This window comes from Marinobacter sp. MIT930201 (assembly GCF_047122665.1).
Lineage (GTDB): Bacteria > Pseudomonadota > Gammaproteobacteria > Pseudomonadales > Oleiphilaceae > Marinobacter > Marinobacter salarius.
The window spans coordinates 3,898,398-3,922,602 of sequence record NZ_CP138916.1 but is presented as its reverse complement, the minus strand read 5'-3'; the positions used below and the strand labels follow the sequence as shown (position 1 = coordinate 3,922,602).

Annotated in this window: 19 protein-coding genes; 5 read left to right on the top strand and 14 right to left on the bottom strand. The window is 58.6% G+C overall.

Annotation, left to right across the window (positions count from 1 at the left end; all coding sequences use genetic code 11):
• Positions 1 to 15: 15 nt before the first annotated feature.
• The 12 genes from SIC19_RS17830 to SIC19_RS17775 all read right to left on the bottom strand — a co-directional run bounded on the left by SIC19_RS17830 (position 16) and on the right by SIC19_RS17775 (position 13,204).
• Complete coding sequence (locus SIC19_RS17830) at positions 16 to 729, bottom strand: MotA/TolQ/ExbB proton channel family protein (RefSeq protein WP_041334205.1); 714 nt, start codon at positions 727 to 729, stop codon at positions 16 to 18.
• A 135-nt stretch (positions 730 to 864) separates the two neighbouring features.
• Positions 865 to 1,182 (bottom strand): hypothetical protein, encoded by a 318-nt coding sequence (locus SIC19_RS17825; protein ID WP_127401540.1) that lies wholly within the window; start codon positions 1,180 to 1,182, stop codon positions 865 to 867.
• On the bottom strand, positions 1,179 to 1,778 hold the full coding sequence (locus SIC19_RS17820; protein ID WP_226909928.1) for a tetratricopeptide repeat protein: 600 nt from the start codon (positions 1,776 to 1,778) through the stop codon (positions 1,179 to 1,181). Before SIC19_RS17820 ends, SIC19_RS17825 begins: the two co-directional genes overlap by 4 nt.
• The gene (locus SIC19_RS17815; RefSeq protein WP_127401542.1) at positions 1,765 to 4,644 is read right to left on the bottom strand and encodes a tetratricopeptide repeat protein; all 2,880 of its coding nucleotides are present in this window, start codon (positions 4,642 to 4,644) and stop codon (positions 1,765 to 1,767) included. Before SIC19_RS17815 ends, SIC19_RS17820 begins: the two co-directional genes overlap by 14 nt.
• Entirely contained in the window at positions 4,637 to 6,664 is a 2,028-nt protein-coding gene (locus SIC19_RS17810) for a hypothetical protein (protein ID WP_127401544.1), read from the bottom strand. Before SIC19_RS17810 ends, SIC19_RS17815 begins: the two co-directional genes overlap by 8 nt.
• An 8-nt stretch (positions 6,665 to 6,672) precedes the next feature.
• Positions 6,673 to 7,224: a hypothetical protein gene (locus SIC19_RS17805; RefSeq protein WP_036205193.1), complete on the bottom strand. Its 552-nt coding sequence runs from the start codon at positions 7,222 to 7,224 to the stop codon at positions 6,673 to 6,675.
• Positions 7,225 to 7,244: 20 nt separating this feature from the next.
• Positions 7,245 to 8,411 (bottom strand): DUF3570 domain-containing protein, encoded by a 1,167-nt coding sequence (locus SIC19_RS17800; RefSeq protein ID WP_227662354.1) that lies wholly within the window; start codon positions 8,409 to 8,411, stop codon positions 7,245 to 7,247.
• A complete protein-coding gene (locus SIC19_RS17795) occupies positions 8,398 to 8,637 on the bottom strand; it encodes a DUF4266 domain-containing protein (RefSeq protein WP_127401546.1) in 240 nt (79 codons plus the stop codon). The genes SIC19_RS17800 and SIC19_RS17795 overlap by 14 nt, the downstream gene beginning before the upstream one ends.
• A gap of 18 nt (positions 8,638 to 8,655) precedes the next feature.
• On the bottom strand, positions 8,656 to 9,153 hold the full coding sequence (locus SIC19_RS17790) for a TlpA family protein disulfide reductase (RefSeq protein WP_007153661.1): 498 nt from the start codon (positions 9,151 to 9,153) through the stop codon (positions 8,656 to 8,658).
• 15 nt (positions 9,154 to 9,168) lie between these two features.
• Positions 9,169 to 9,816 (bottom strand): outer membrane beta-barrel domain-containing protein, encoded by a 648-nt coding sequence (locus tag SIC19_RS17785; RefSeq protein ID WP_091641376.1) that lies wholly within the window; start codon positions 9,814 to 9,816, stop codon positions 9,169 to 9,171.
• Positions 9,786 to 10,538, bottom strand: coding sequence for an SH3 domain-containing protein (locus SIC19_RS17780; RefSeq protein WP_126812302.1), 753 nt, complete (start codon positions 10,536 to 10,538; stop codon positions 9,786 to 9,788). Before SIC19_RS17780 ends, SIC19_RS17785 begins: the two co-directional genes overlap by 31 nt.
• A 20-nt stretch (positions 10,539 to 10,558) precedes the next feature.
• The gene (locus SIC19_RS17775; protein ID WP_226909929.1) at positions 10,559 to 13,204 is read right to left on the bottom strand and encodes a hypothetical protein; all 2,646 of its coding nucleotides are present in this window, start codon (positions 13,202 to 13,204) and stop codon (positions 10,559 to 10,561) included.
• Positions 13,205 to 13,601: 397 nt separating this feature from the next.
• Between SIC19_RS17775 and SIC19_RS17770 the strand changes: the two genes are divergently transcribed.
• The 3 genes from SIC19_RS17770 to SIC19_RS17760 are packed head-to-tail and all read left to right on the top strand — an operon-like array spanning position 13,602 to position 18,791.
• Positions 13,602 to 14,681, top strand: coding sequence for a hypothetical protein (locus SIC19_RS17770; RefSeq protein WP_227662353.1), 1,080 nt, complete (start codon positions 13,602 to 13,604; stop codon positions 14,679 to 14,681).
• A 6-nt stretch (positions 14,682 to 14,687) separates the two neighbouring features.
• Positions 14,688 to 17,222 (top strand): LamG domain-containing protein, encoded by a 2,535-nt coding sequence (locus tag SIC19_RS17765; RefSeq protein WP_127401550.1) that lies wholly within the window; start codon positions 14,688 to 14,690, stop codon positions 17,220 to 17,222.
• A 12-nt stretch (positions 17,223 to 17,234) separates the two neighbouring features.
• Positions 17,235 to 18,791 (top strand): hypothetical protein, encoded by a 1,557-nt coding sequence (locus SIC19_RS17760; RefSeq protein ID WP_041334188.1) that lies wholly within the window; start codon positions 17,235 to 17,237, stop codon positions 18,789 to 18,791.
• 46 nt (positions 18,792 to 18,837) lie between these two features.
• Here SIC19_RS17760 and SIC19_RS17755 read toward each other — a convergent pair whose 3' ends face one another.
• Entirely contained in the window at positions 18,838 to 19,797 is a 960-nt protein-coding gene (locus SIC19_RS17755) for an FAD:protein FMN transferase (RefSeq protein WP_323808210.1), read from the bottom strand.
• Between the two features lie 278 nt (positions 19,798 to 20,075).
• On the opposite strand from SIC19_RS17755, the gene SIC19_RS17750 reads away from it, so the two are divergent.
• Both SIC19_RS17750 and malK read left to right on the top strand, forming a co-directional pair.
• A complete protein-coding gene (locus SIC19_RS17750; protein WP_127401552.1) occupies positions 20,076 to 21,689 on the top strand; it encodes an alpha-glucosidase family protein in 1,614 nt (537 codons plus the stop codon).
• A gap of 36 nt (positions 21,690 to 21,725) precedes the next feature.
• A complete protein-coding gene (malK, locus tag SIC19_RS17745; protein WP_085680157.1) occupies positions 21,726 to 22,841 on the top strand; it encodes a maltose/maltodextrin ABC transporter ATP-binding protein MalK in 1,116 nt (371 codons plus the stop codon).
• Between the two features lie 465 nt (positions 22,842 to 23,306).
• Here malK and malG read toward each other — a convergent pair whose 3' ends face one another.
• Positions 23,307 to 24,197, bottom strand: a complete 891-nt coding sequence (gene malG / locus SIC19_RS17740; RefSeq protein WP_041335489.1) for a maltose ABC transporter permease MalG — start codon at positions 24,195 to 24,197, stop codon at positions 23,307 to 23,309.
• Positions 24,198 to 24,205: the final 8 nt, after the last annotated feature.

Here is a 24,205-nt window from a genome sequence, read left to right as displayed (position 1 = left end):
TCCCTGATTGAACCGTTACGCCACTGACCCGGCGGGGTTGGCCGCACGGGAAGCAGGCTCTGCTGGGCGGGCAGCGGCGGCAGCCGGTGCCTGCGGCCTTGCGCCTGTTCCGTCGGTGATCAGGTTCAGCACCTTGATGCCGGCCATCTCGAAGCTGTCGATGATTTCGTTGGTCTTAGTCTGGAGCACTGAGTGGATCAACAGCAGCGGGATCGCAGACATCAGGCCGAAGGCTGTCGTGTTCATCGCTACGGAGATACTCTGGGACAGCAGGCTCGCCTTTTGAGACGGGTCCGCCGCGGCAACCGCGGTAAAGGCCGCGATCAGGCCGATGATGGTGCCGAGCAGGCCCATCAGCGTGGAAATGTTGGCCAGCGTGGACAGATACTGGGTACGCTTCTCGAGGCGGGGCATGACTTCCAGAAGCCCCTCTTCCATGGCGTACTCGATCTCTTCCCGGGACTGGCGACGGGCCAGGCGCTGGAGGCCGAAACCGATCATGGAGGCCATGGCACTGCCAGACTCAGTAGCGTAGTTCAGCGCGCCCTTAAGATCCTTACCACCAATCATGTGGTGCAACCGGTTGAAATCACGACGATTAGTGATCTTCTGGGCAGACAGGTATATGTAACGTTCAGCGGCAACAATGAGTCCGATAATCAGCACGATGGCGATCGGATACATGAAAAAGCCACCTTCCTGGAAGAAGCGAACGGCAGTTTCAATCATTTTCAGGGCACTCCATAGTCCGTATTTGCTGGCTAGTGTATGCGGCAACGGCCCCGGTGGGGGTAAGTTCACGCAAGTCTTTGTAGCGGTTTGTTTTTACATGCGTATGTGCACAGACAATGTGTGACACACGTCTCACTCTGACGTTGAGTCAGGACGTCCGGACACCGTCGAATCCTCCGCTGAGGTGCGGAAATACTGATGATAGGACACCAGGCGCTGAAATTCCTGGCGCTCCAGCGGCGCAATAGGGCGCTGGAGCATCAACTGCTCGTCCGGCCGGGCCAGCGACTGCACCGCCGGCGCCTGCCAGGGCACCAGGTAAAGCACCGTCGGCACTTCCTGGTCACCGCGAATTCGTGTGCCTTCGATCGTCACGACGCCGTCCTGGGCGACGCAGGGAAATGCGATGATCAACAGCAATAGACTGAGTAGGTGTTTTCTAGCGATCATAAGCGGTTCCTGACATCGAATACCCAGTCCTTGAGGCGCGGATTCGGCTCTTCCGCCAGCGACTGATACTGCTCGTAGAGAGGCAAAGCCTCCTCGAGCCGGCCGAGGTAGATATCCAGCAGGATGGCCAAATTCAGCATGGCCGGCAGGTGATTCGGATCGGCTTCCAGGGCTTGCCGGTAAAGCGTTTCAGCGTGCTCGAACTCGCCCTGCTCCCGGGCCATGACTCCGAGATGGGTCAACGCTGCGCTGTGTTGCGGGTCGCGCTCAAGCACCTGTTGGAAATACCCTTCAGCGGCTTCGGGGTTGCCCTCTTGCAGTGCAATAATGCCGAGATTGGCCAAGGGTCCGGTTCGCTCTGGGTCGGCCTGATGGATCTGTTCAAACAGGTTCCGCGCGTTATCGGTATCCCCTCCCCTGAGCAAGGCAACCGCCTCGCTGAAGTCCTGCGTTAACTCGGCCTCCCGGGCCTGGCGCTCTGCCTCCACCACATCTGCCGGGTCGGTTTTGGGCGAGGACGCACAACCGGCCACCAGCACGACAGCCAGCAGCAGGCCCACTCGCGTCCACCCCTGGAATGACCTAACCCAGCTCATCGACAACCTCTACGGTGATTTCAGGTTTGTTGTAGCGGCCCGGAAGCAGGGTTTTCAGGGCTTCGTAACTGCGCTGAACCCATTCATCGAAAATGCCGTTGCGGGCGCGGCTGGCGTTCTGTTCATGAATGTCGATGGCGTTGTCCTCAAACGGGTAGGCCTGCTCTTCCAGCAAAAGCTCGTACTGGGATAACTCCAGCTCCGACAATCCTTCTGGTCGCTCCGACTCCATCAGGTCACGACCGAGGCGCGCGTAGATGTGTGCAATCTGATAGCCGGCTTCGGTGGAGAAGGACGACACGCCGTAACTCGCGGTTTTCTGGTAGGCGGTAACGGCCTCTTCCAGTGCCTCGGTCTTGGCTGCCATGCTTTGATTCAGCGGCAAGGTCAGGCGAATGCTGTCGTAATAGGCCAGTGCTTCCCGTGCCAGGATCGCCGAAGCTTCGGCCGCCAGGTAACGCATGCGGTCGTCCGCCTCGTCGGGATTGTCGTCCACGGTCTCCATCTGCTTGCGCAGCCAGAAACGGCGGCTGCTGTCGTCGCCAATCCCGTCGTACAGGCCGGCCAGGCTGTTGGCGGCCTCCATGTAAACGTCCAGTGGTTCAGGATAGGTATTGGCATACCGCCGCCAGGTGTCGATGGCCTTGCCAGTATTTCCCGCACGTTCGTACAGATCCGCGGCGATCAGCAGGTTCTCGCGCTTCTCCTCGTCCGTGGTGGCCATCGCAATCAGGTTGTTCAGCTCATCCCCGGCTTTCTCCCACTGCTCTGTCTCGCGGTAGGCCAGTGCCAGGCGCGCTGGCAGGGTATCGATTTGTTCGTGTTCGGGGTAGCGGGTCCGAAACGCCACCATCACATCGATGGCATCCTGCCAGTGGCTAAGCTCAATCAGCAGGGTGGCAGCATCGTATTCAGCGTTGGCCCTCAGAGCCGAGGTGGGCGCAACCACGCCCACACGCAGGAATTCACTAACCGCTCCGGCGGTATCACCGGCATCCGCCAGCGCTTCCGCCTGACGGAAAACGGACGCGGCCAGGCTTTCAATGACATCCGGCCGCCGCTCATCGGCCTCTGCCATGACGCGCAAGGCCTGTTGATAGGTGGTTTCCGCCTCGGCGTATCGGGCCAGCTCAAACAGGCTGTGGGCTTTCAGCAACCAGGTTTCCGTGAGGATATCCGCCCCGGGCGCGGGAACTCGGGCAATCATGCGATCCGCCATTTCAACCACCTGCCCATAGCGATAGCGCTCGAATTCGTGCTGCATGGCAATGTAGAGCACTTCTTCCGAGCGAGGGTCGTCGGGAAAGGCGTTCACGAATCGTTGACGATTCAGCTGCTGGAACTCGGTGTAATCATTGTAGGTTTCAGCGGGCTCACGGGGCCAGGTTTTGGCATATTCGCGGAAGGCCAGTACCGACGCATAGCCTGCCTCAGCGGCGCGTTCGGGTGGTTCTCCCTCCCATGGGAAGTCATAGGCCACACGTTCAAAGGCTTCGATAGCTTCCGGCCACTGAGCCAGTTCTACATGGGTTTCACCCAGCAGGAACAGCATCTCCGGTGTGCGGGGGTGGGCCGGGAAGGTATCCGCGAAGGCCTCGTAATACACCGCCGCCTGACGATAATGCTCATCCGATTCCAAACCTTCTGTCTCGCCCGCCAGTACATAGTGGCGATTGGCAAGCTCCGGGATCAGCTCTTCCAGCTGCTGCCCGATATAGAACGCTGTCTCGTCATCCGCCTGTTGCAGGTAGGCACTGTGAATGCCGTAGTCCCGAACAAACGCCGCCTTGCGATCCGGTATGTCAGCGGTAAAGCCGGCCTGTGCCAGGGTGTCGATGATACGCATGTGGTACCGGGGCGCCCATGGGCTCAGTGGCCGCGCATCGATGTAGCGCTCGAATACATCAATGGCGTCTGTGTACTGTTCCCGCTCCAGCAAAAGGTCACTGTAGCGGTCATACACGAGGATTTCGTAGGGTTTCTCGCCGGTCTCACGGAAGATGGCCTGCAGGGTGTCCGCACCGTCCAGGTAAGACAGTGACAGGCCAAATACGCGGAACAGGTCTTCCATCATGGTGCGGTATTCCTGCCCGACGGATTCCACGTCCTGCTCTTCCGGCATGACCAGGTCCAGCACATTGATGTAGCTGAACAGGGCTTCCCGATAACTCCCCTGCTTGAACTGGCTCCAGCCCAGCATGTAGTGGGCGTTGACCAGGAACGAGGCGTCGTCCCTTCTGGCCGGGTCGGCGTCGATCACCGTGCGGAACGCCTGTTCAGCCTCGGTGTACCGGCGATTACTGAACAGCAAGTCACCGCGCCGGAACTGCGCCTCGACCCAGAATTGCGAATCCGGATGCTCATTCACCAGCGTTGTCAGTGTGGCAAGGTGTTCTTCGCTCATGCCGCGCAGGTCGTAGGCGCGGGCTAACTGGTAAAGAACCTGATCATTACCGGGCCGCTCCGGATACCCAGCCAGCAGTTGTTCATAGGCTTCAATAGCCCCGGCCATCTCATCCTCTGCGGTTTCAACCATCTTGTTTTCCGCACGCTGGAATTCCAGGTCCGCCAGCCGGTGACGTACGGCAACCTGTTTGGCGGGGTCTTCCAACAGAGGCAACAAGGCGCGGTAACTGTCCATCACCTCCCCCAGAGATACTTCACTGGTGCCGCCCCGGGTATCCGGCGCAGGCTCGATGGTTTCCTCGATGGATTGAAGAGTGGCCAGAGTCCCCGGCTGGGGCTGTCTGTCATCCCCACCGCCGAATACATCCGGCATTGAAAGCGACTGGCAGCCCCCGAGGAGGCCTGCGATAAGCACTGGCAGAAGGGTATCCAGGCGCCTGCGGATTACCGGCTTAGTCACGGTCACCTCCCGCTTCGGTGGCCGGATTCGCCGCCGCACCATTGCGACCAAGGAAAAGCGTGTCCGCCAATCTTGCCGCTGCATGACGGGTTGCCCTGAGGTACCCCTGCACCTCCTGGCTCTGTTGCTGCAGTTCAGTATCCACCAGGGTGAGCAGTTCCGTTCGTGCTGCCGAGAGTGCCTTGTCCAACTCGCCCTGCAAACGTTGCAGCGCGACTTGGCGGGCCTCTACCCGGGCTGCCAGGGCCTGATTTTCTCCACCCGATGCCATCTCCTGTTCAATCAACGCGCGCTGATCGACGAACACCTCCATGGCCCGGTCCAGTTCCCGCAGCTGCTTTTCGGCAGCCCAACGATTGACCGCGTAATCATCGGCAATGCGCCAGTTAAAATAGGCGTTCATCCGCTGGAAGGTTTCACGCTGTTTGCGGGTGGATTCGTCCTCCGGCAGTTGCGACAGGGTCTTTTCCACCTGCGCCAGTCGGTCCGCCAGTTCGTGCTGTTCCTGCGTCATGAAGAAGCGCAGATCCTCTCTGGCCAACGCGTCTTCAATAGCGCTGCGGTACTCAGCCTGTCGCGCCAGCCATTGATCCGCGTTGAGCGCATCAAGTGCGTCGCGGGTCTCGCGGATACGTTGCTCCCGCTGTTGGGCACGGGTTTCCAGCATGATATCGAAGGATTCCAACTGCGTTTGCCATTGGCCAAGGGAATCGCGCAACCGATAGAGTTCATGCAGATCACGCAGGGACAGCTGAAAGGACTCCGTCGCCAACAATCCAGCCAGGCTGTAATCCCCGGGCCGGACCTTTACACGCCCATAGGCATCGGTCAGTACGGTTGTTTCTCCCGGTTCGGGACGAACCATCTCCGCGTCCATCGATCCGGGCTGCCCGGGACTATCGCCCTCACGCACGAAGCGAAGCGCCTCGATCAATCGCGCTTCGGTTAGCTGCTCCCGCTCATCCGACAGGCGAGTACTCAGTGACTGGTAATGACTGGCAGCCTCACGGTACGCCTGCAGCGCCTGCTGTTGACGATCCATCTGCTCGAACAGGAAGCCGCGGGCATAAGGCACTTGCTGTAGCCAGGGTGTGAACAGAGGGCGTTGTTGAAGGGTATTCAACGCTTGCAACGCCAGGCCCGCGCTACCTTCGCGAGAGGCTGCAACTGCATAATCGAACAGGGCCTGGTCGGAAAACACGCCGTCGAGGGCGATCTGCTCAAGGCTGGCCATGGCGCCGGCAAAATCACCTCTGCTGAGATGAAGACGACCGATGGAGAGCTTTACCCGCTCCCGAAGTGCCGACATTTCGTTGGCTAACGGCGGCTCGAATTCGGGCAGCTCGCCAAGCAAGCTATCGAGGCTGGCCAAAGCGTCCATCGCCTCTTCCGTCTGGCCTTCAGACAGCATGCCAACCGCCTGGTTGTAATGCAGGTAAGCACGCCAGGGTGAGCTCTCTGGCAGCGAGTCGATCAGTTCGTCAACGGTTTCCCCACTGGTCCCGGCCGTTCCGGACAGGGCCAGCTGGCCCCGAAGGTACAGCCACTCGTGGTAAAGCTCGTCGCTTTCGTCCTGTAACAGCTCGTCATCCACCCGCTCAAGGGCGTCTCGTGCCGCAATCGAATCCTGCTCGAGGTAGAACACTTTGCCCAGATAGAACCAGGCCTGGTTGCGGGTGCCCGGCGCCACCGCTGCGTTCTCGTCCAGTAACTCCCGGAACAGCGCGCCGGCTTCGTGGGTCATACCGTAGGACAGCATCAGGCCGCCCTCTACGAGGGCCGGATGGTCACCATGGCCATCGATGCCGCCTTCGGCGGAGGCCACATTCAGGCGGGTCAGCGCCTCAAACGCATTGCCCTGATAATACTCATACAGAGCCACACCATAGGCAGGATCACTTGCGCGCTGCGGCAGTTCATCACCCACAGCCACCGGACCATGAAGCAACGCCGCAAGCGTGCCGGCAAGAATCAGTCCCGCCGGGGCGCCCGTCGTCATTCGGTTCAGCCACTCAATCACGGACCGCGTTACTCCCACTCAACAATCGCCACTTCGGGCTGGTAATCAGATGAGCGGTCGCGGATGCGGACCTCCAGGGCAGCGGTATCCGTATCCTTTTGCAATTGATAGGTCGCGGCCTGCTTATAGGCGCGGTTATCCGGGCCAATACCCTCAACAAACACCGTCACCTCGTGTTCGCCCGTCTTGAGGTTACCGATGTGCAGGCGCTGCATACCGCCACGCTGCAATGCTTTGGCCTGACGCTCGGTATACAGGTGCGCTGCAACGGTTTCGTCATTGACCTTGAGTTTCACCGAATCCAGCTTGAGGAATTCGCCGGTGTCGAGGCTGAGAAACACCGCAAACTGGGTACTGGCGGGATACAGCAGGTCCTCTTCCAGAATGAACAGGTCCCGGTTCAGGCGGATCACCTGCTTTTTCAGCTCTTCAACGCTCAACGAGACCGCACCGTCGCCGGTTTCGGCTTCGCTATTGTCCTGGGCCATGGCTGCCGGCTGCCAGAACGCCAGTGCCAGGCTGACAATGTGCAGTGCGAATGTGTTCTTCAAGGTCATCATGTTGAATCGTCCCGACCTGGTCAGTATTCAAGAATCAGCGATGCCCGGGTTACGAAGGCATCGAACGAATAAAGGGGCTCCTGCCCCGGCAGGAAATCGCCGGACACAGTGACATCCCGGAAGTTGTCATAGCTGAAATCGAGCCAGTCCACCAAGAGGCTCGCCTGCAGGCGCTGGATGCCCGGCAACGAGGTCTGTTTCCACTCGTACACCACGCCGCCACCAAGGGTAGTGCCGGAAAACGCACTCATTTCCTTGTCGCGCGCCAGGTGGGTCTGGGAGTTTTCGAAGGCGTAGAGGTCGCTGTAGAAATCCGCCTCGTCCTGGACGTAGTACCGGGCACGTCCCTCAAGCGTCCAGCGCGGATTCAGGGCGTGAACGTAAGCGAGCTCGAAGGTCTGGGCGTCAATGCCCCAGCTGTCACTGAAATAACGGAACTCACCGCGAATCGATGCCCGGTAAGGCAGGTAGTACAAGGCCCGGGTGGCCACGGAGAAACTGGTGCGGGTTTCCGGGTATCGCTCGGGCTGGTCGAGTATAAAGTTGTTGGGGTCGTCTGGGTCGATATAGCGATTTCGGCGATAGGGGTTCTCCAGGAAGCCTTCGTCCGTCACCACTTCCAGGTCAACGCCCAGCAGGCTGTTGCGGGTCATGACCTGACTCAGACCGAGTTGGTAATTCTGGCGATCAGCGTCTTCGCTGAACGATTCGTCCCCCCTGACACCCACCTCGTCCTGCCCCCGCGCATAACCCAGGGTGACCGTGGACATGCCGCCGAAGAATTCCTGGCTGACGGAAAAGTAGACGGTGTTGGCTTCGTAATCGTTCTCTGAGCTGTTGGTGTAGCCCAGGCTCAGGATGGAGTCCTCATGGAGGTAATCCACCCCGAGGGTGTATTCCGTGCGCTCTTCGGTGTATTCACTGGCTAGCGCCACCACATCCACGGACGCGGCGGATACCATGTCCACGTAATACTGGCCGGACACCGACACCTGGGGGCCCACGCTCTTGCGCACCAGCACGGAGGGGCCATCAATGACCATGCCGCCGCCATCATAGCGGTGATAAAGGACATCCACGTTGTCTTGCGGCAGGGTTGCTGCGGTGGCGATCTGTACAAACGCCATCGCACACGCCAACCCCTTTACCAGCACAGGGAACAGCCGGGAGCAATCAGTTACAGCCACAACCACCTCCGGAGCCGCCTTCCGCCCCCCTTGCGGATTCACGGGCCTGGTACACGTGATGCATATAGGCGTCCGCTTTTCCATGCCGGCTCAGGCTCATGACCGGGTCCGCGAGCTTGTCCCGCTCATAGGGCTTCACCCAGGGCTTGATGTCACTGCAACCGGCCGCCCCCGCCGTTATGAGGATCACGATTGCCGATGCCATCACTGCTTTGAAAGGGTTCATACACTCACCTGCCTCAAGCTATTCCCGCACCAGTTGCCGGATCTGCGTTTCGTATTCGTCTTCATAGCCGGGCTGGTAGCCATGATGGAGAAAACGTGCGTTGCCATCGCGGTCAATCATGACCGTGGTCGGCATAGCCTGCACTTCGTACTGTTCGCTGACATCGCTCTGCGGGTCATAAAGGATCGGATAGCTGACTGGCACCTTGTCCAGGAAACGGTGTGCCTCGTCTCGGTTCTCATCCACGTTGACCGCCAGGATGGTGAATCCGAGATCCTTGTACTGAGCGTACAGGTCATCCATCAATGGCATTTCCTGACGACAGGGCCCGCACCAGGACGCCCAGAAGTTGAGCATTACCACTTCGCCACGGAAATCCTGTAGCCGCAGGTTCTCGCCCTGACGGCTTTCAAGAGTGAAGTCCGGCGCCGGAATGTTCATTTCCTCGGCCTGAACGGATGAAACGCCAACCAGCGTCGCCAGGGTCAGGGCCAATCCCAAAAACCGTGTTGTCATCATTGACTCCTGTTATCAGAAAAAGACAGAGAGGCCACCACTGACCTCAGTGTTCATGGACGTTTTTTCCTCACCCAGCACATCAATCCGGTAGAAGTGTTCACGCACCCCCAGATGGATCGATACGCTGTCGGTCAGCAATACCTGGTAACCAGCGCCCACGTTGAAGGTAAACCGGGTGTCACCGGCAAAGTCCGTGGCACCGGCCCCGCCGATCAGGTAGAAGTTGGTATTGAAGGCATAGTTCTCGGTCAGGAAGGCCTCACCGGGCAGCACATTCATGCCAATATTGATGTTGTAGTAGCGGTAGTCCCGGTCTTCGTCCGACAACACCTGAACGTCCCCGGCGAGCTTTTCAAAGCTGGTTTCTCCGCCTTCGGCAAAGCCCACATTGGCTTCAAAAAAGAAGGTTTCGCTGAGGTGGTAGGTCAGCTTGCCGCCCCACAGGAATGATGACTCAAAATCCTCGATATTGATGATGCCGGCGAACGCACCGATCTCGAAGTTCTCGGTGTCGATCAACGCCTCGTCGACCTTCTGGGGCCGCACATCCGGCTCAATCAATGGCCGGTCGTCCTCCTGGGCGCTGACAGCAGCTGGCACCAGCAGCAGGCCCGCAAACGGCAGGACGGTCAGAAGAATATGCTTAATCCGATTTTCCATTCTGTTGCTTCTTCGTTGGTTGCCCGATTGGTAAAAATCTTATAGTCCTTGACCTCGGCACGGATAAAATAGTTGTCCGTGACATAGGCGCGCAGGCCCAGGCCGGCGTGCCCAATGCTGTTATCCCGGTCTCCGGGGTCCGCCAGGGTGGCTTTGGGCTCGATGAAAATATGCCCCACGCCCAGCGTGAAGAACGGCGAAATACGCCAGTGCGGAAACGGCTGGTGAACGATGTTGGCGTTCACCATGCGAATTTCAGAGGCGCTTCCCAGTACCTGCGAACCCCAGAGCTCTGCCGACAGGTTGCGGGTCAGGAGATACCCGCCGTAAACCGCAGTTACCGCCGCGCCCTCGAACTCGCCCATCATCAACCCCGCCTCCCAACGGCGGCTGCTGAAATCATCAAAACGTGGATTACTGAGTGAGACCTGCTCGCCCTCGCCATCCAGTGTCAGTTGCACATCGTCCACATGTACCCAGCCTTCCCGGCCCTTGCGGTCGGTGACTTTCAGCCAGGACGTCTTGCGCATGCGCAACGTCAGCCACTCGCCCTTTTCACTGGTGTGGAATACTGGGTAGCCCACCGCCGGACCAGTACGCCACTCCACAAACGGCTCCGCCACCTGAACCTGGGGCATCGGTTCGTCAGCACCGCCCCATAGCCAGTCGGCGGTGGCGGACAGGGGCACGGTTAAAAACAGCAGTATAAGGGCCAGTCTCATGGTTAACAGTTCAGGTCCTATCAGTCCGCCGGAGCATCAAAGGGGTTGTTGTAATACTGGCCACCGATATCGAGCCATTCGGCAATCAGACGTAGTTCATCTGGGCTGAGGAATCCCTGGTGGAGCCCACCTTCGCGGAACAGATTGAAAAAGTTACCGCTGGCCCGCGCTCCATTCACGGACATGGTGGGAGGCACGTTGACGTTTACAAACACGGGAATTGGGTTGCCGTCATCATCCAGGATTTGCTCTCCATTTTCGTCCAGCAGGAACCCGTCTTGCACCTGCACATCAACGAGCTGGTCACCGACCAACTCCTGTTCGTTGTCGTTGAACAACAACTCCCGGTAGGACTTGAAATGATCCGGTTCATCCGACGAAGGGCCATCACTCAGGTCCAGCTGGGCTTCTGGCAATTGGGTCGTCTCATCCGCGGCGGTGTTGGAATGACATCCCGTACAGGAGTAATCATCAATAACGTTGCCGTTCCCATCATCAATGAGTCTTTCAAGCCCCCACAGCGGATGGATGTGCTGCTCGTAATTGATGACGGTTCGACAGGCGGCGCGCCAGTCATCGGCGCACTCAGGACGGATCGGCGCGGCCGTTTCGAGGTCCGCATAACTCAGCGAGAAGGCTGTGCCCGGTGTGAGACTGGCATCACCGGGGTCTGTCCACTGATCGACATAGACAGCGTCCGGCCCGAGGCGACGGGTTCCGTTAATCCGGGCCCAGGTTTCCGCCATGGTTTCGCCCATCATTGCAACCAGGGCAGGGTCGGCATTAGGAAATTCGATATCGGTCAGTGCTCCTGTATAAGCCGGAGCCGGACCAGCATCCGCGCGACCATGAGGCACCGCGCTGCCAGGGTTATGGCAACCGCTGCAGGCCAGGGTTTCTCCGGGCCTGACGTTCAACCAGTTCTGGTGACGGGGGCCAATCCGTCGTCCTTCATCGTCCAACACGCTGATGGCAAACGCGACGTTGGCGGGCACTGCCACCCGAACCGACCCATCAGGCTCGACCGGCACGTAGCCGAGAATTTCCCGCATCGACTGCGCCTGGCTGCGCCCAAAGGCGGTGTTGTCGAAGTCCCTGACCTCTTCATCGGGAATTGAGACCGGCTTTTCGAGTCGAAGGAAGCGCCTGGGAAGGTTGTCCGGAGAAACAATCGCCGGATCGGCTGTCTGCCGAATACCCGCTGGAGAAGTATCGACGCCATCAATGTCGTAGACACTCTGGATTTGCAGTATGCCAAGACCATCCTCTGCAAGGGTCGCCGCATCGCCTGAGAACTGCGATTCGGGAATAAACGTCGGCAGAGACCTTTCGGTCATCAGTACCGCCTCATCGAACTGTTGGCCTTCCTCGGGCGACTGAATCGGGCGCTGGGTGCCGGACGCCATATCAAGCAACCACAACCCGTAAACGGGAGCGGCGGCCCGATAGGCGCCCGAGGCAATCCGCTCCTGCGTGCAGTTGAGGATGTCGCCATTGCCAGTGGCAAGCCTCAGCCGGCATGGGCTCCAGCTAACGAGGTAGCGACGGGTGCCATCCAGAAACGGGGATACCGAGCTGTAGTTTCCGCGCAGCGAGATCTCATTGCCAAGGGACAACCCGCTGACCAACGGCGTTTGCGCCGAGCCGGGATTGCCGTCAACGCGGATGCCCGCCTCTACATAACGTTCGACATCAATCTCAACCGGAACCGCCCCAAAGTTGTTGGTTTCGGTAGGACGGAGCTGAGCCAGAAGTCGACCGGAATCCGTCGCCTGCGGGCGCAGATACTCAATGTTGACGTCATCGCTGACAGAGCCATGAGAGTGGCGGCCGTAAAGATAACTGAGCCCGGTGCCGTCCGGATTGACCTTATAGAGGTTGAATCCGTTGCCCTGGGTTTGGCCGGCATTGTCCCAGCGGCTAAATACGATGGCGCCTTCGTCCGTTACCAATGGGTCCAGATCGTGGCTCTGGTTGAACGTGATCTGCTCGATGTTGTCCCCGTCAGCATCCATCACGTGCAGGACAAAGGCCGGAACCTCGCGCTCCTCGTCAAGCGCCGGATACTGGGGCTTGCCCTCGTCCAACAAAATCGCGCGAGACACCCGTTGCCGCGTGGAGGAAAAGACAATGCGGTCATCAGGCAGGTAAGCAGGCGCGATATCCTGCCCTGCTTCGGCGGTGACGTTGGATTCGATAACGCGCCGGAGAGTGCCTGAAGATACGTCGTACTCCCAGATGTTCCAGGTTGGCTGTTCGTCCTCATCCGCGTCTTCAATCTCCGGCGCCCTCATGGCAAAGAGAACGCGAGTACCATCGTAAGAGACGGTGAGATCCTTGACGTCGTAGCCAAGCGGCCCCGGAAAAGCGGATGAAGTGATGTCTCGCGACGGCGCGTCGGGAGACGCGCGATCCTTCAGGAACAGGCGAGCGCCGGGACGAAACTCCGCAGGCTCGGCAAGGTTGTCACCGATGAGCGCGCCATTGTCCTCATCGAAAAGCAAGGGGCGTTTTACAAAGACGACCGGATTCTCAACAACCACAGGGTCACTGGACTGACTGTCGCCGCTCTGGAGACACCCTGCAGCCAGAGCGACAGGAAGAAGCGCGAATACCCGGCCCAAGACAGCGAGATGGTAACGTAACCCACTGACGCAAGAGAACATTTTATTTTCGTAATGTTTAGTCACCACCAACGAACCCTGTTTGGCCTGAAAATCCATTTACATACGCTAAGTCGAGACGGGGCCTGTGCTCCAAGCCTTTTACGTAACGCTATGTAATAACGTGGAGCAGCACTCAAAACCGCAGTTAATAGCTCGCCTAGACTTTGAACAATTGTAAAATGGTACTAATGTGCGAATGCTAACGAAATCGAGGGAATCGATCATGACAGTCTTATGTACGACCCGGCAACTTATAAAGAGGACATTTTTACTCACTGTCCTGCTGGCTTTGGTCGGAACGCACGCTACCATCGCAAGCGCTGGCCCGCGGGACCAGGCAAAACGCATCCATGAACGCATCGCCGGTGTTCCTCCTTCTCCGGAGGTGCTCGATCAGATGGCGGCAAATATAACCAACAATGGTACGTCAGGCGCCGTTTCTGCCGCCTACACGGCCATGGAAGATCCAGCGTTTTACGATGTTACCCTCAAAAATTTCGTTGCACCATGGACAAATGAGGCGATGTCCCCCTTCGTGCCGTTGAATGATTACACGGCAACGGTCATCGGTATTGTGCGGGATGAACATGATTTTAGACGCGTCTTATATGACGACATACTCTATGTCGGCAACGCCAGCCTGAACGGCATCTCGGCATACTCAACGTCGAACAACGACAACTATGAGGACCTTGAGCGCTCCGGTTACTCCCTCAGTGATGACAACGTGCTGGAGCAAACCACACAGTCCAGCCTGAACTCCGAATTGCCCACGGGCGCCACGGCCGGTGTGATCACCTCCCGGGCCGCAGCGAGGGCGTTCTTCAGCGCGGGCACCAACCGCGCCATGTTTCGGTTTACCTTGCTCAACCACATGTGCAATGACCTGGAGCAGGTCGCGGACGTATCCCTGCCACCGGACCGCATCCGCCAGGATGTGTCGCGAAGCCCGGGTGGCGACAGCCGGGTATTCCTCAGCAACTGCGTTGGCTGTCATACCGGCATGGACCCCATGACCCAGGCCTTTGCCTACTACGACTACCAGTACAACGCGGGCACGGACCCTGACGGCGAACTGGGCAGGCTGATCTACAACTCTGTTAGCGACGTGGACCCGGAAACGGGTACCCGCGTTGTCGCCAAATACCACATCAATTCAACCACCTTTGAGCAGGGATACGTGACGCCGGACGATGGCTGGGACAACTATTGGCGGTCCGGCACCAATCGGCGCCTGGGCTGGGATGGTTCCCTGCCCGGCTCCGGTAACGGCGCCAAGAGCCTGGGGCGGGAGTTTGCCAATTCCGACGCCTTTGCCCAGTGCCAGGTGAAAAAAGTATTCCGCAATGTCTGCCTGCGAGAGCCTTCAAACGATAGCGATCGCTCAAAGATTAGCGAAATCGTTACGAGTTTCCGCAGCGGGTACAACCTCAAAACTGCCTTTGCGGAATCTGCCGCGTATTGCCGGGGGGAATAGGACATTATGAAAACCATAATCAGTATAGGAACCCGAGCCCCCGCTGCGCTGTTCTCCGTTATTGCCGCCCTGCTCTTTCTTGCGGGCTGTAACAGTGGCGAGTCTACCGAAGCCCTTCCGAACACCGGCGGCGGCTCCAATACCGTTAGCTATAGTGGCCCGCCCCCCGCCAGCGACGATGTACTGAATTTCAAGCGCAGCGTGTGGGATGAGCTTTCTGGCCAGAACAAGTGCGGCGCCTGCCACAACGCCGGCGGCCAGTCACCACAGTTTGTGCATGAGGGCGACATCAACATTGCCTACGCCCAGGCCAATACCATTGTTAATCTGTCCGACCCGTCCCAGTCCGAGATGGTGACCAAGGTAGCGGGTGGCCACAACTGCTGGACGACGTCCGTCACTGCCTGTACCGACCTGCTGACGGTCTACATTTCAAACTGGGCGGGTGGCTCGGAGGGATCGGTTAAAACGGTCGAACTTCGCGCTCCAAACATCCAGGACGTGAACAACACACTGACCTTTCCGTCAGACACCGACGACTTTGCAAACACCGTCTACCCAGTACTAACCCAGTACTGCAGCGAATGCCACACCAGCAACGGCCAGACACCCTACATTGCAAGCTCCAATGTCGGCATTGCGTACGATCAGTCCAAAAGCCGCATTGATCTGAACGACGGAAAAGATCCGGTCACCGATGAATGGATACTTACCGATGAAGCTTCTTCAAGGCTCGTAGAAAGGCTGAGAGACGACCGTCATAACTGTTGGGATGCTGAGTGCCTCGATTCTGCCACAGAGATGCTGGCTGCAATCCAGGCCTTCATTGATCGCCTCGGGGACCCGGAGCCAATCCCCTCCAACCTGGTAACCAGCAAGGCACTGAACCTCGCCAACGACGGTCTGTTGGCCAATGCCGGCGGCCGATACGAAGACAACGTCATCGCGCTTTACGAATTCAAAGCAGGCGACGGCCCAACGGCCTTTGATACCAGCGGTATTTCCCCACCCCTGGACCTCACGCTCAGCGGCAACGTTGGCTGGGTTGGCGGCTGGGGTATTGATATTGGCCCTGCCTTTGAAACCGAAGAAGGCGAAATGATCCGTGCCGGCAAGGCTCAAGGCTCCACTGCCGACAGCCGCAAGCTGCACACCCTGCTGACCGCCTCCGGCGAATACGCCATCGAAGCGTGGGTTGTGCCCGGCAACATCACCCAGGAAGACTCCCGCATCGTGACCTACTCCGGCTCCTCGACAGCGCGGAACTTCACGTTGGGCCAGGACATGCAGAGCTACGAGTTCCTGCATCGGAGCACCACCACCGACCAGAACGATCCAATGCTGACCGAAGCCAACCCGATGCTGTTGCAGGCGACCTTGCAACACGTGGTGGTGAACTTTTCACCGGACGGTGGCCGCGAAATTTTTGTGAATGGCGAACCCTCCGGTGATGTCGACCCGGATTCCGCCGGCCTGCTGACCGACTGGGACGACAGTTTCGCCCTGGTGTTGGGCAATGAGACGGACGGTGAATCGCCCTGGGAAGGCGCGGTCAGGATGCTTGCCATCCACAACCGTGCCCTCACCGCAGAGCAGGTTGCCGCCAACTACGACGTGGGCGTTGGCCAGAAGTTCTTCCTGTTGTTCAGCGTATCCCACCTGGTGGATATGCCGGAAAGCTTTATCGTCTTTGAGGTCAGCCAGTTCGACAACTACGGCTATTTGTTCTCAAATCCGTTCTTCATCAGTCTCGACGAGACCCAGTCTCCATCGGGTATACCATTGAAGGGCATGAGAATAGGCATCAACGGCCGCGAAGTGGTCGTAGGCCAATCGTTCGCCAACCTGGATCTAACACTGAATGCCAGTGATTACGTAGCAGGCTCCGGCCAGCCACTGTCGAGACTCGGCACGGTTCTCGCGCTGGAAGAAGGCCCGGAAAACGACCAGTTCTTCCTGACCTTTGAACAGCTCGGTAGTAACACAGACGTTCGAGTGGAAGGCCCTGTCCCGACGCAGCCACCAGAAACCGGTAGCACGGAATTCTCCGCCATCGGCCTGAAGACGTTTGACGAAGTGAATGCGTCCATGTCCAAGGTGACGGGTATTCCGACCACCCAGCCGGGCGTTGCCGAAACATTCACTACGGTTAAGCAGCAGTTACCGACCGTGGAGGACCTTGAAGGCTTCCTGTCATCCCATCAAATGGCGATTACCCAGATGGCGATCCAGTACTGTGATGTTCTGGTGTCGGATACCACGCGCCGCAACGCCTTCTTCCCGGGCTTTGACTTTGGCGAGAATGCGAGCACTGCGTTTGACGACGCCGGCCGGGATCTCATCAAAACGCCGTTGATGGAGAAGTTCGTCGGCACAAGCCTGACAACGCAACCGAGTGATGCGGACATTGAAGCCGAGCTGGACGCGCTGATGGGACGACTCACCACCTGTGGTGGTAGTTGCGAAGCCGGCCGTACCGAAACCGTTGTCAAAGCAAGCTGCGCAGCCGTACTGGGCAGTGCAGTGACACTGATCCAGTAGAGGACGTTGACCATGTATATCAAACCTTCTCGCAAACGTGCACTGGCGACGGATCAACCTCTCCTGCACAGCGATCACTCAAGACCGAAAACCCGACGCGAGTTCATCGCGCAGGGCTTTATGACCGGTGCAGCCACCCTCTGTGGCGCATCCGTGTTCAGCTTGTTCGCCAATCCACGACAGGCGGCTGCAGCGCTGTCTCCGGACCTTGAGGACTGGAAAGAATCCTGCGGCATCGCCTCCGCAGGCGCGGGCAAGATTCCCTTTATCTGCTTTGACCTCGCCGGCGGTGCCAACATCGCCGGCTCGAATGTGCTGATGGGCAAATCCGGTGGCCAGTTCGACTTCCTGAGCACGGCCGGCTACAACAAGCTGGGCTTGCCCGGCACGATGCTGCCCAACGACCCGGCCTTCGTGAACCAGGAGTTTGGCCTGGCGTTCCATTCCGACAGCGGTTTCCTGCGGGGCATGCAAGACAGCACGTCGATTGCCGCCCGTGGTTTCATCAATGGCGCCATCATTGCCGCCCGTTCCGAGAACGACACCGGCAATAACCCCCATAACCCGATGTACGGCATCAGCAAGGCGGGCGCTGACGGTGAACTACTCACACTTGTGGGTTCGCAGAGCTCAGAAAGTGGCGGCAACTCCATGGCGCCCATGAGCCTGATCAATCCTCAAGTACGCCCCACCAAGATTGACCGCCCGAGCGATGTTTCGGGGCTGGTGGACGTGGGCGACCTGACCGCCATTCTGGATCAGGACGATGCCGTCGCCGTGATGGAGTCCATCCAGCGCATCAGCCGCAAGAAACTGGACAATGTCGATACCACACTTGTCACCAGAGACGATGTGGTGAAGGACCTCGTCAACTGCGGCTATGTTAAAAGCGCAGACCTGACCGAACGCTTTGCCGATCCGTCTTCTATCGATCCATCTCAGGATACGGACATCGTGGGTGGCATTTTCACCGAAGCCCAGTTCAACGAAAACTCGCGGCTGGGCCGGGAAATCCGCAAAACAGCAGCCGTTATGAAACTGGTCCAGAATGGCTACGCCGGTGCCGGTACCGTTACGCTGGGTGGTTATGACTACCACACTGGCGAGCGTGGCACCGGTGAAGAGCGGGACTACCTGGCGGGCCGCTGCATGGGTGCCTGCCTGGAATACGCCCACCGGACGGGCACGCCGCTGATGCTGTACGTGTTCAGCGACGGCTCCGTATCAAGCAATGGTCGGCTGGACGAATCCATGGCCGGGCGCGGCAAAGGCGAGTGGACAGGCGACAACCAGCAGACGGCTGCGTCTTTCTTCCTGGTCTACAGCCCGGCAGGCCAACCCACTGCCCTCACCAACCAGATTGGCTTTATGCGCTCGGACGCCTCCGTGGAAACCGCCTCGAGCCCTGCGGCCAACAACGTAAACCAGTTGGTGCAGACGGTATTGCTCAACTACATGGCCCTGCATGGGGAACAAGGCATGTTCGAGAACTCCGATCGGTTCCCCAATCATGGCCTCGGGAATCAAAACAGCCGTGATCGGCTCATCGCCCTCGAACCGATTGTGTGACCCGGCGTGACCGGGCTTACGGGCCCGGTCGCACACCCCTTTTGCATCACTCCCTTTCCGGTGGCATCAGCCCGTCCGAATAATGCACCTGACGCTGTTCATCAATGATGACGGCGTCGATGCCCTTCAACCGATTGACCATTTCAAGCCCCTTGGCCGCCCCAAGCACAAAGACCGCCGTGGACAGGCCATCGGTTGTGATGCTGTCGTCGCCGAGGATGGTCACACTCTGCACGCCTTTTGCCGGTTTTCCAGTCGCGGGCGAGAGAATGTGATGGACACGCTCGTTGTTGTCGTCAAAAAAGAAGCGTTCGTAATCGCCTGATGTCGACACTGCCACGTTGGTCAGTGGCAAAACCATAGCGTTGCGTGATTCAGATCGGGGGTCCCGAATACCCACGATCCAAGGCTTGCCGCGCTTATCACCCAGCAGCCGCAGGTCTCCCCCCGCGCTCAAGCGGGCATGACGAATGCCGAACGATTTCAGGATGTCGATACCACGGTCAACGGTATACCCCTTGGCAATGCCACCCAGATCCAGCCGCACCCCCTCATCAAGGAATCGGACGGTATTGGCACTGGGGTCCAGCACCACCGATCTGTAATTCACCTTTGCCAAGCCTTCCGCCAGCTCTTCATCGGAGGGCTGTTGTCTGGCGCGAAAGTCGTACAGGTAGCCGATGGAACCAAAGCTGATGTCGAAGGCGCCATGGCTCAATTCAGAAATCCTCAGCGCCTGCTGAAGCACCGTAAAGAGACTGTCGCTCACCTCCACCGGTCCGTTGGCCGCCTCGCGGTTAACCCGGGACAGTTCGGAATCTTCCCGGTAACGGCTCATCTGACGGTCGATACGGTCGAACAAAGCCAGCACGGCATCTCCTGCCTCGCTGGCCACGGCCGGATCCTCGGTCCAGAACTCCATCTCTATGGCGGTGGTCATTGCCGTACCGCTCACACGTACCCATTCGGCCTGGGCCGGCATGGCCACAGTCAGCAGCATGGCCATACCCCACGCCAACGTCCGTGCAACTGCCGCCTTATATAACCATCCGTTGTTCACCACCCACCCTCATTTCAATAATTGTGTTTGATCGTTGTTTTGATGCCAGCCCCTGACTCATCCCCTCTACGCCCCCCTCATCCCCCCGTCTACGCCAATAAAAAGTGCGTCAGGAGGATGAACAGCCGGGAGCATCGTCGCACTATGCATGAAAGCTATTCCAGCGGATGCTCTCCGCTCTCACAATAACAATCTTTCACCGCCAGGGTGTTAAGCGAGGCAAGATGATGAAAAACCCGGACTGGTGGCGTGGAGCCGTCATTTACCAAGTTTATCCACGCAGCTTCTACGATTCCAATGGCGATGGCATTGGTGACCTGCCTGGGGTTACTGCCAAACTCGATTACATCGCCAGCCTCAACGTGGATGCAATCTGGCTGTCACCCTTCTTTACCTCGCCGATGAAGGACTTTGGCTACGACGTCTCTGACTACCGCGGAGTGGACCCGATATTCGGCACCATTGAGGACTTCGATGAACTCATTGCCGAGGCCCACAAACGCGATCTGAAGATCATGATCGACCAGGTGTTGAGCCATTCCTCCGATCAGCATCGCTGGTTTACTGAAAGCCGCGCCAGCCGCGACAACCCGAAAGCGGACTGGTACGTGTGGGCAGACCCGAATGCCGACGGCACCCCACCCAACAACTGGCTGTCGGTGTTTGGCGGCTCCGCGTGGGCCTGGGACAGCCGCCGCAAGCAATACTACCTGCACAATTTTCTGACCAGCCAACCGGATCTGAATTTCCACTGCCCGGACGTGGTTGAACAGGTTTTGTCAGACGTAAAATTCTGGCTGGACCGCGGCGTGGACGGCTTCCGCCTGGACGCCATCAACTTCTGTTTCCACGATCCGGAACTGAGGGACAATCCGCCCAGCAACGCCGTTGCTGAAGGCTCCATTGGTGTGCGCAAGGAAAACCCTTACGCATACCAGTTCCACAAATACGATAAGACCCGCCCGGAAAACCTGGCCTTTCTGCAGCGCCTGCGTGCCCTGCTCGACCAGTATCCCGGCACGACTACCGTTGGGGAAATCGGCGACGACAACTCCCTGCAGACCATGGCGGAATACACCAGTGGCGGCGACAAGCTGCACATGGCCTATTCCTTTGATCTGCTGACAGAACAGCATGGAGCCGACTTTTTCCATAAGACCGTCGACTCCATAGAGAAAAAACTGACCGACGGCTGGCCCTGCTGGGCCATCGGCAACCATGATGTTTCACGGGTTGCTACCCGCTGGCAGGCGGGTTCGCCCGAACAGTTGAAAACCTATATGGCAATGCTGCTGACACTCCGTGGCAGCGTTTGCATCTATCAGGGCGAAGAACTGGGGCTGACCGAGGCGGAGCTGGAATACAAAGACCTGGTGGATCCCTATGGCATCAATTTCTGGCCCGAATACAAAGGCCGGGATGGTTGCCGTACACCCATGGTATGGCACAACAAAGAGGCCAATGGTGGCTTCTCCGATGCACGCCCCTGGCTACCGGTTTATGATGAACACTACAGTGCCGCGGTGGCCGTCCAGCACGAACAGGAAAACTCCATCCTGCAGGCATACCGTACATTCCTGGGCTGGCGTGCACAGCAACCGGTACTGTTGAAGGGCGACATTGAGTTTCTGGACAGCCCCGAAAACACTCTGGTTTACACCCGGACTTATGAAGGCGCCACTTTCCTGGTCGCCCTGAACCTGACTGATCAGCAAGTTCGAATCACAGCTCCGGCCGCGGGCCAGAGAGTCAGCGGCGCGCCGGATTTTGTCGGCGGTTCCTGGAATGACCGGGAGCTGGAACTGCAGCCCTGGGGTGTGGAGATTGCAACACTCTGAGTCCGCTTTCACAGATCAAACAAGAAGACATACGTTATGGCCAGCGTCACATTAAGAAACATCTGCAAGAGTTATGACGAAACCCAGGTCACCCGCAATGTGAACCTGGATATCGACGACGGTGAATTTGTGGTGTTTGTCGGCCCCTCCGGGTGCGGCAAATCCACCCTGCTGCGAATGATCGCGGGGCTGGAGGACATCACCTCGGGCGACCTGTACATCGGCAACGACAAGGTCAACAACCTGCCCCCCAAGGAACGGGAAGTGGGCATGGTGTTCCAGTCCTATGCGCTATACCCCCACATGAACGTGGCGGAAAACATGGCATTCGGGCTCAAACTCGCCAAGACTGACAAGGCCGAGATTGACCGGCGCGTTAACGACGCCGCCAAACTGCTGCAACTGAACAACCTGCTGGAACGCAAACCCAAGGATCTGTCCGGTGGTCAACGCCAGCGGGTTGCGATTGGCCGCACCATCGTTCGGGAGCCCACGGTATTCCTGTTCGATGAGCCCCTATCCAACCTCGATGCCTCCCTGCGGGTGCAGATGCGCATCGAGATCTCCCGACTGCACAAGCGGCTGGACGCCACCATGGTGTACGTCACCCACGATCAGGTGGAAGCCATGACCATGGCCGACAAGATCGTTGCCCTGGATAACGGCACCATCGCCCAGGTCGGCAAGCCCATGGAACTCTACCACTACCCCGCAACAAGGTTCGTGGCAGGCTTTATCGGTTCCCCGAAGATGAACTTCATCGACTGCACCGTGGAGAGTGCCAGCAGCCAGTCCGTAACCGTTACCATGCCCGGCAAACACTCTCTCGAACTGCCCATCAACGGCCATGAGCTGGCCGCTGGTGAATCTGTCACCGTGGGCATTCGTCCGGAGCACCTGAGCAACGACGAAGAAGCGGATATGTACCTCGACGGCGAAGTGACCGTCGTGGAGCGGCTGGGTTATCAGACCCTGGTGCATATGGACGTGAACGGCGTGGATGGCGTGATCACTATGCGCACCGACGGCAGCGACCCCGTCCAGGAAGGCTCGAAAGTCACCCTGGGCATCAAGGCCATCAAGTGCCACCTGTTCCGCGAAGACGGCAACGCCTGCCCCCGGCTTTACCGGGAACCCTGCATTGATTTCTGATCTGCTCTGACACCTTTTCAGGGGCCGGTTCCGTCACGTACCGGCCCCTTTTTTTGCCCTTTCAGTATCGTCTAATCTGGTCTGGCCTGGCCTGGCCGCCAAACAGGCTGGTAGGTCCTCCCGAAACACGCTGTGAATACACCCGGTTTATCGACTATTTCCAAGGTAGCTGAATAGTGGCGGAGGTCCTCCCGAAACCGTGCGGAGCCATGGATGGCGTAGCCGAGCGTACACGGACGTATTCACAGCGTGTTTCGGGAGGACCTCCGCCACTGTTCAGCGGACAGATAATGCTCGAGTTGTGGTTGGGGGCTGACAGGGGAATCAAAAAAGCCCGGTCAGCAGGGGGGGGTATTAGCCTGACCGGGTCGCGAAGTGCGGAAAAGGAAGACGCATTTCTCGCGGAAGGGCCGCCCGGGATCCTCCGTGGCGGCGTAGGAGAACGTTCAATTCAGTCCAGCGGCATCAACCCTTGACGCCGCCAGCAGTAAGCCCGCCAACAATCCATTTCTGGCAATACAGGAAGATCAGCGTGATGGGCAGGCCCGAGAGCACAGCGGCAGCGGCAAAGTCGCCCCACAGGTAGTTCTGCTCGTACAGGTACTGCTGCGCGCCGACCGCCAGGGTCAGCTTGTCGGTGTCCACCAGCAACACGGATGCCATCGGGTATTCCATGATGGTCATGATGAAGGCCAGGATGAACACCACCACCAGGATCGGTACCGACAACGGCAGCAGGATGTAGCGGAACGCCTGCCACGTGGTTGCCCCATCCACGATGGCGGCTTCTTCCAGGGAGCGGTCGATGGAATCGAAGTAGCCCTTGATGGTCCAGATATGCAAGGCCATACCGCCGAGCGAGGCCACGATCACAGCACCGTGGGTGTTCAGCCCCAACCAGCTCACATGGTTGCCTATCTGGTCAAACAGGGCATACAGCGCCACCAGAGACAGCACCGGCGGGAACATCTGGAAGATCAGCATCGACTTGAGCACAAAGCCTTTGCCTGCAAAACGCATGCGGGCGAAGGCGTAGGCACTGGTGGTCGAGAGGGCCAGGATCATCACCGAAGAGATCACTGCGATCTTGATGGAGTTCCACAGCCACAACAATACCGGGAACGGCGGCTGGGTGACCGTGCCGTCCTCCCCGGTGTAGGGAATGCCCAGCGCCAGGTACCAGTGTTCCAGCGAAGGGTTCTCCGGCAGCAGGCTGCCGGCTGCAAAGTTACCGCTGCGGAAGGAGATGGAGATCACCATCAGCAGCGGGAACAGGATGATCACGATAAAGCCCAGCATCCCGAGATGGGACGCCAGAACGCGATACTTGGTGGAGCGGGGTTGAACCATTGCCATGGGTAGCT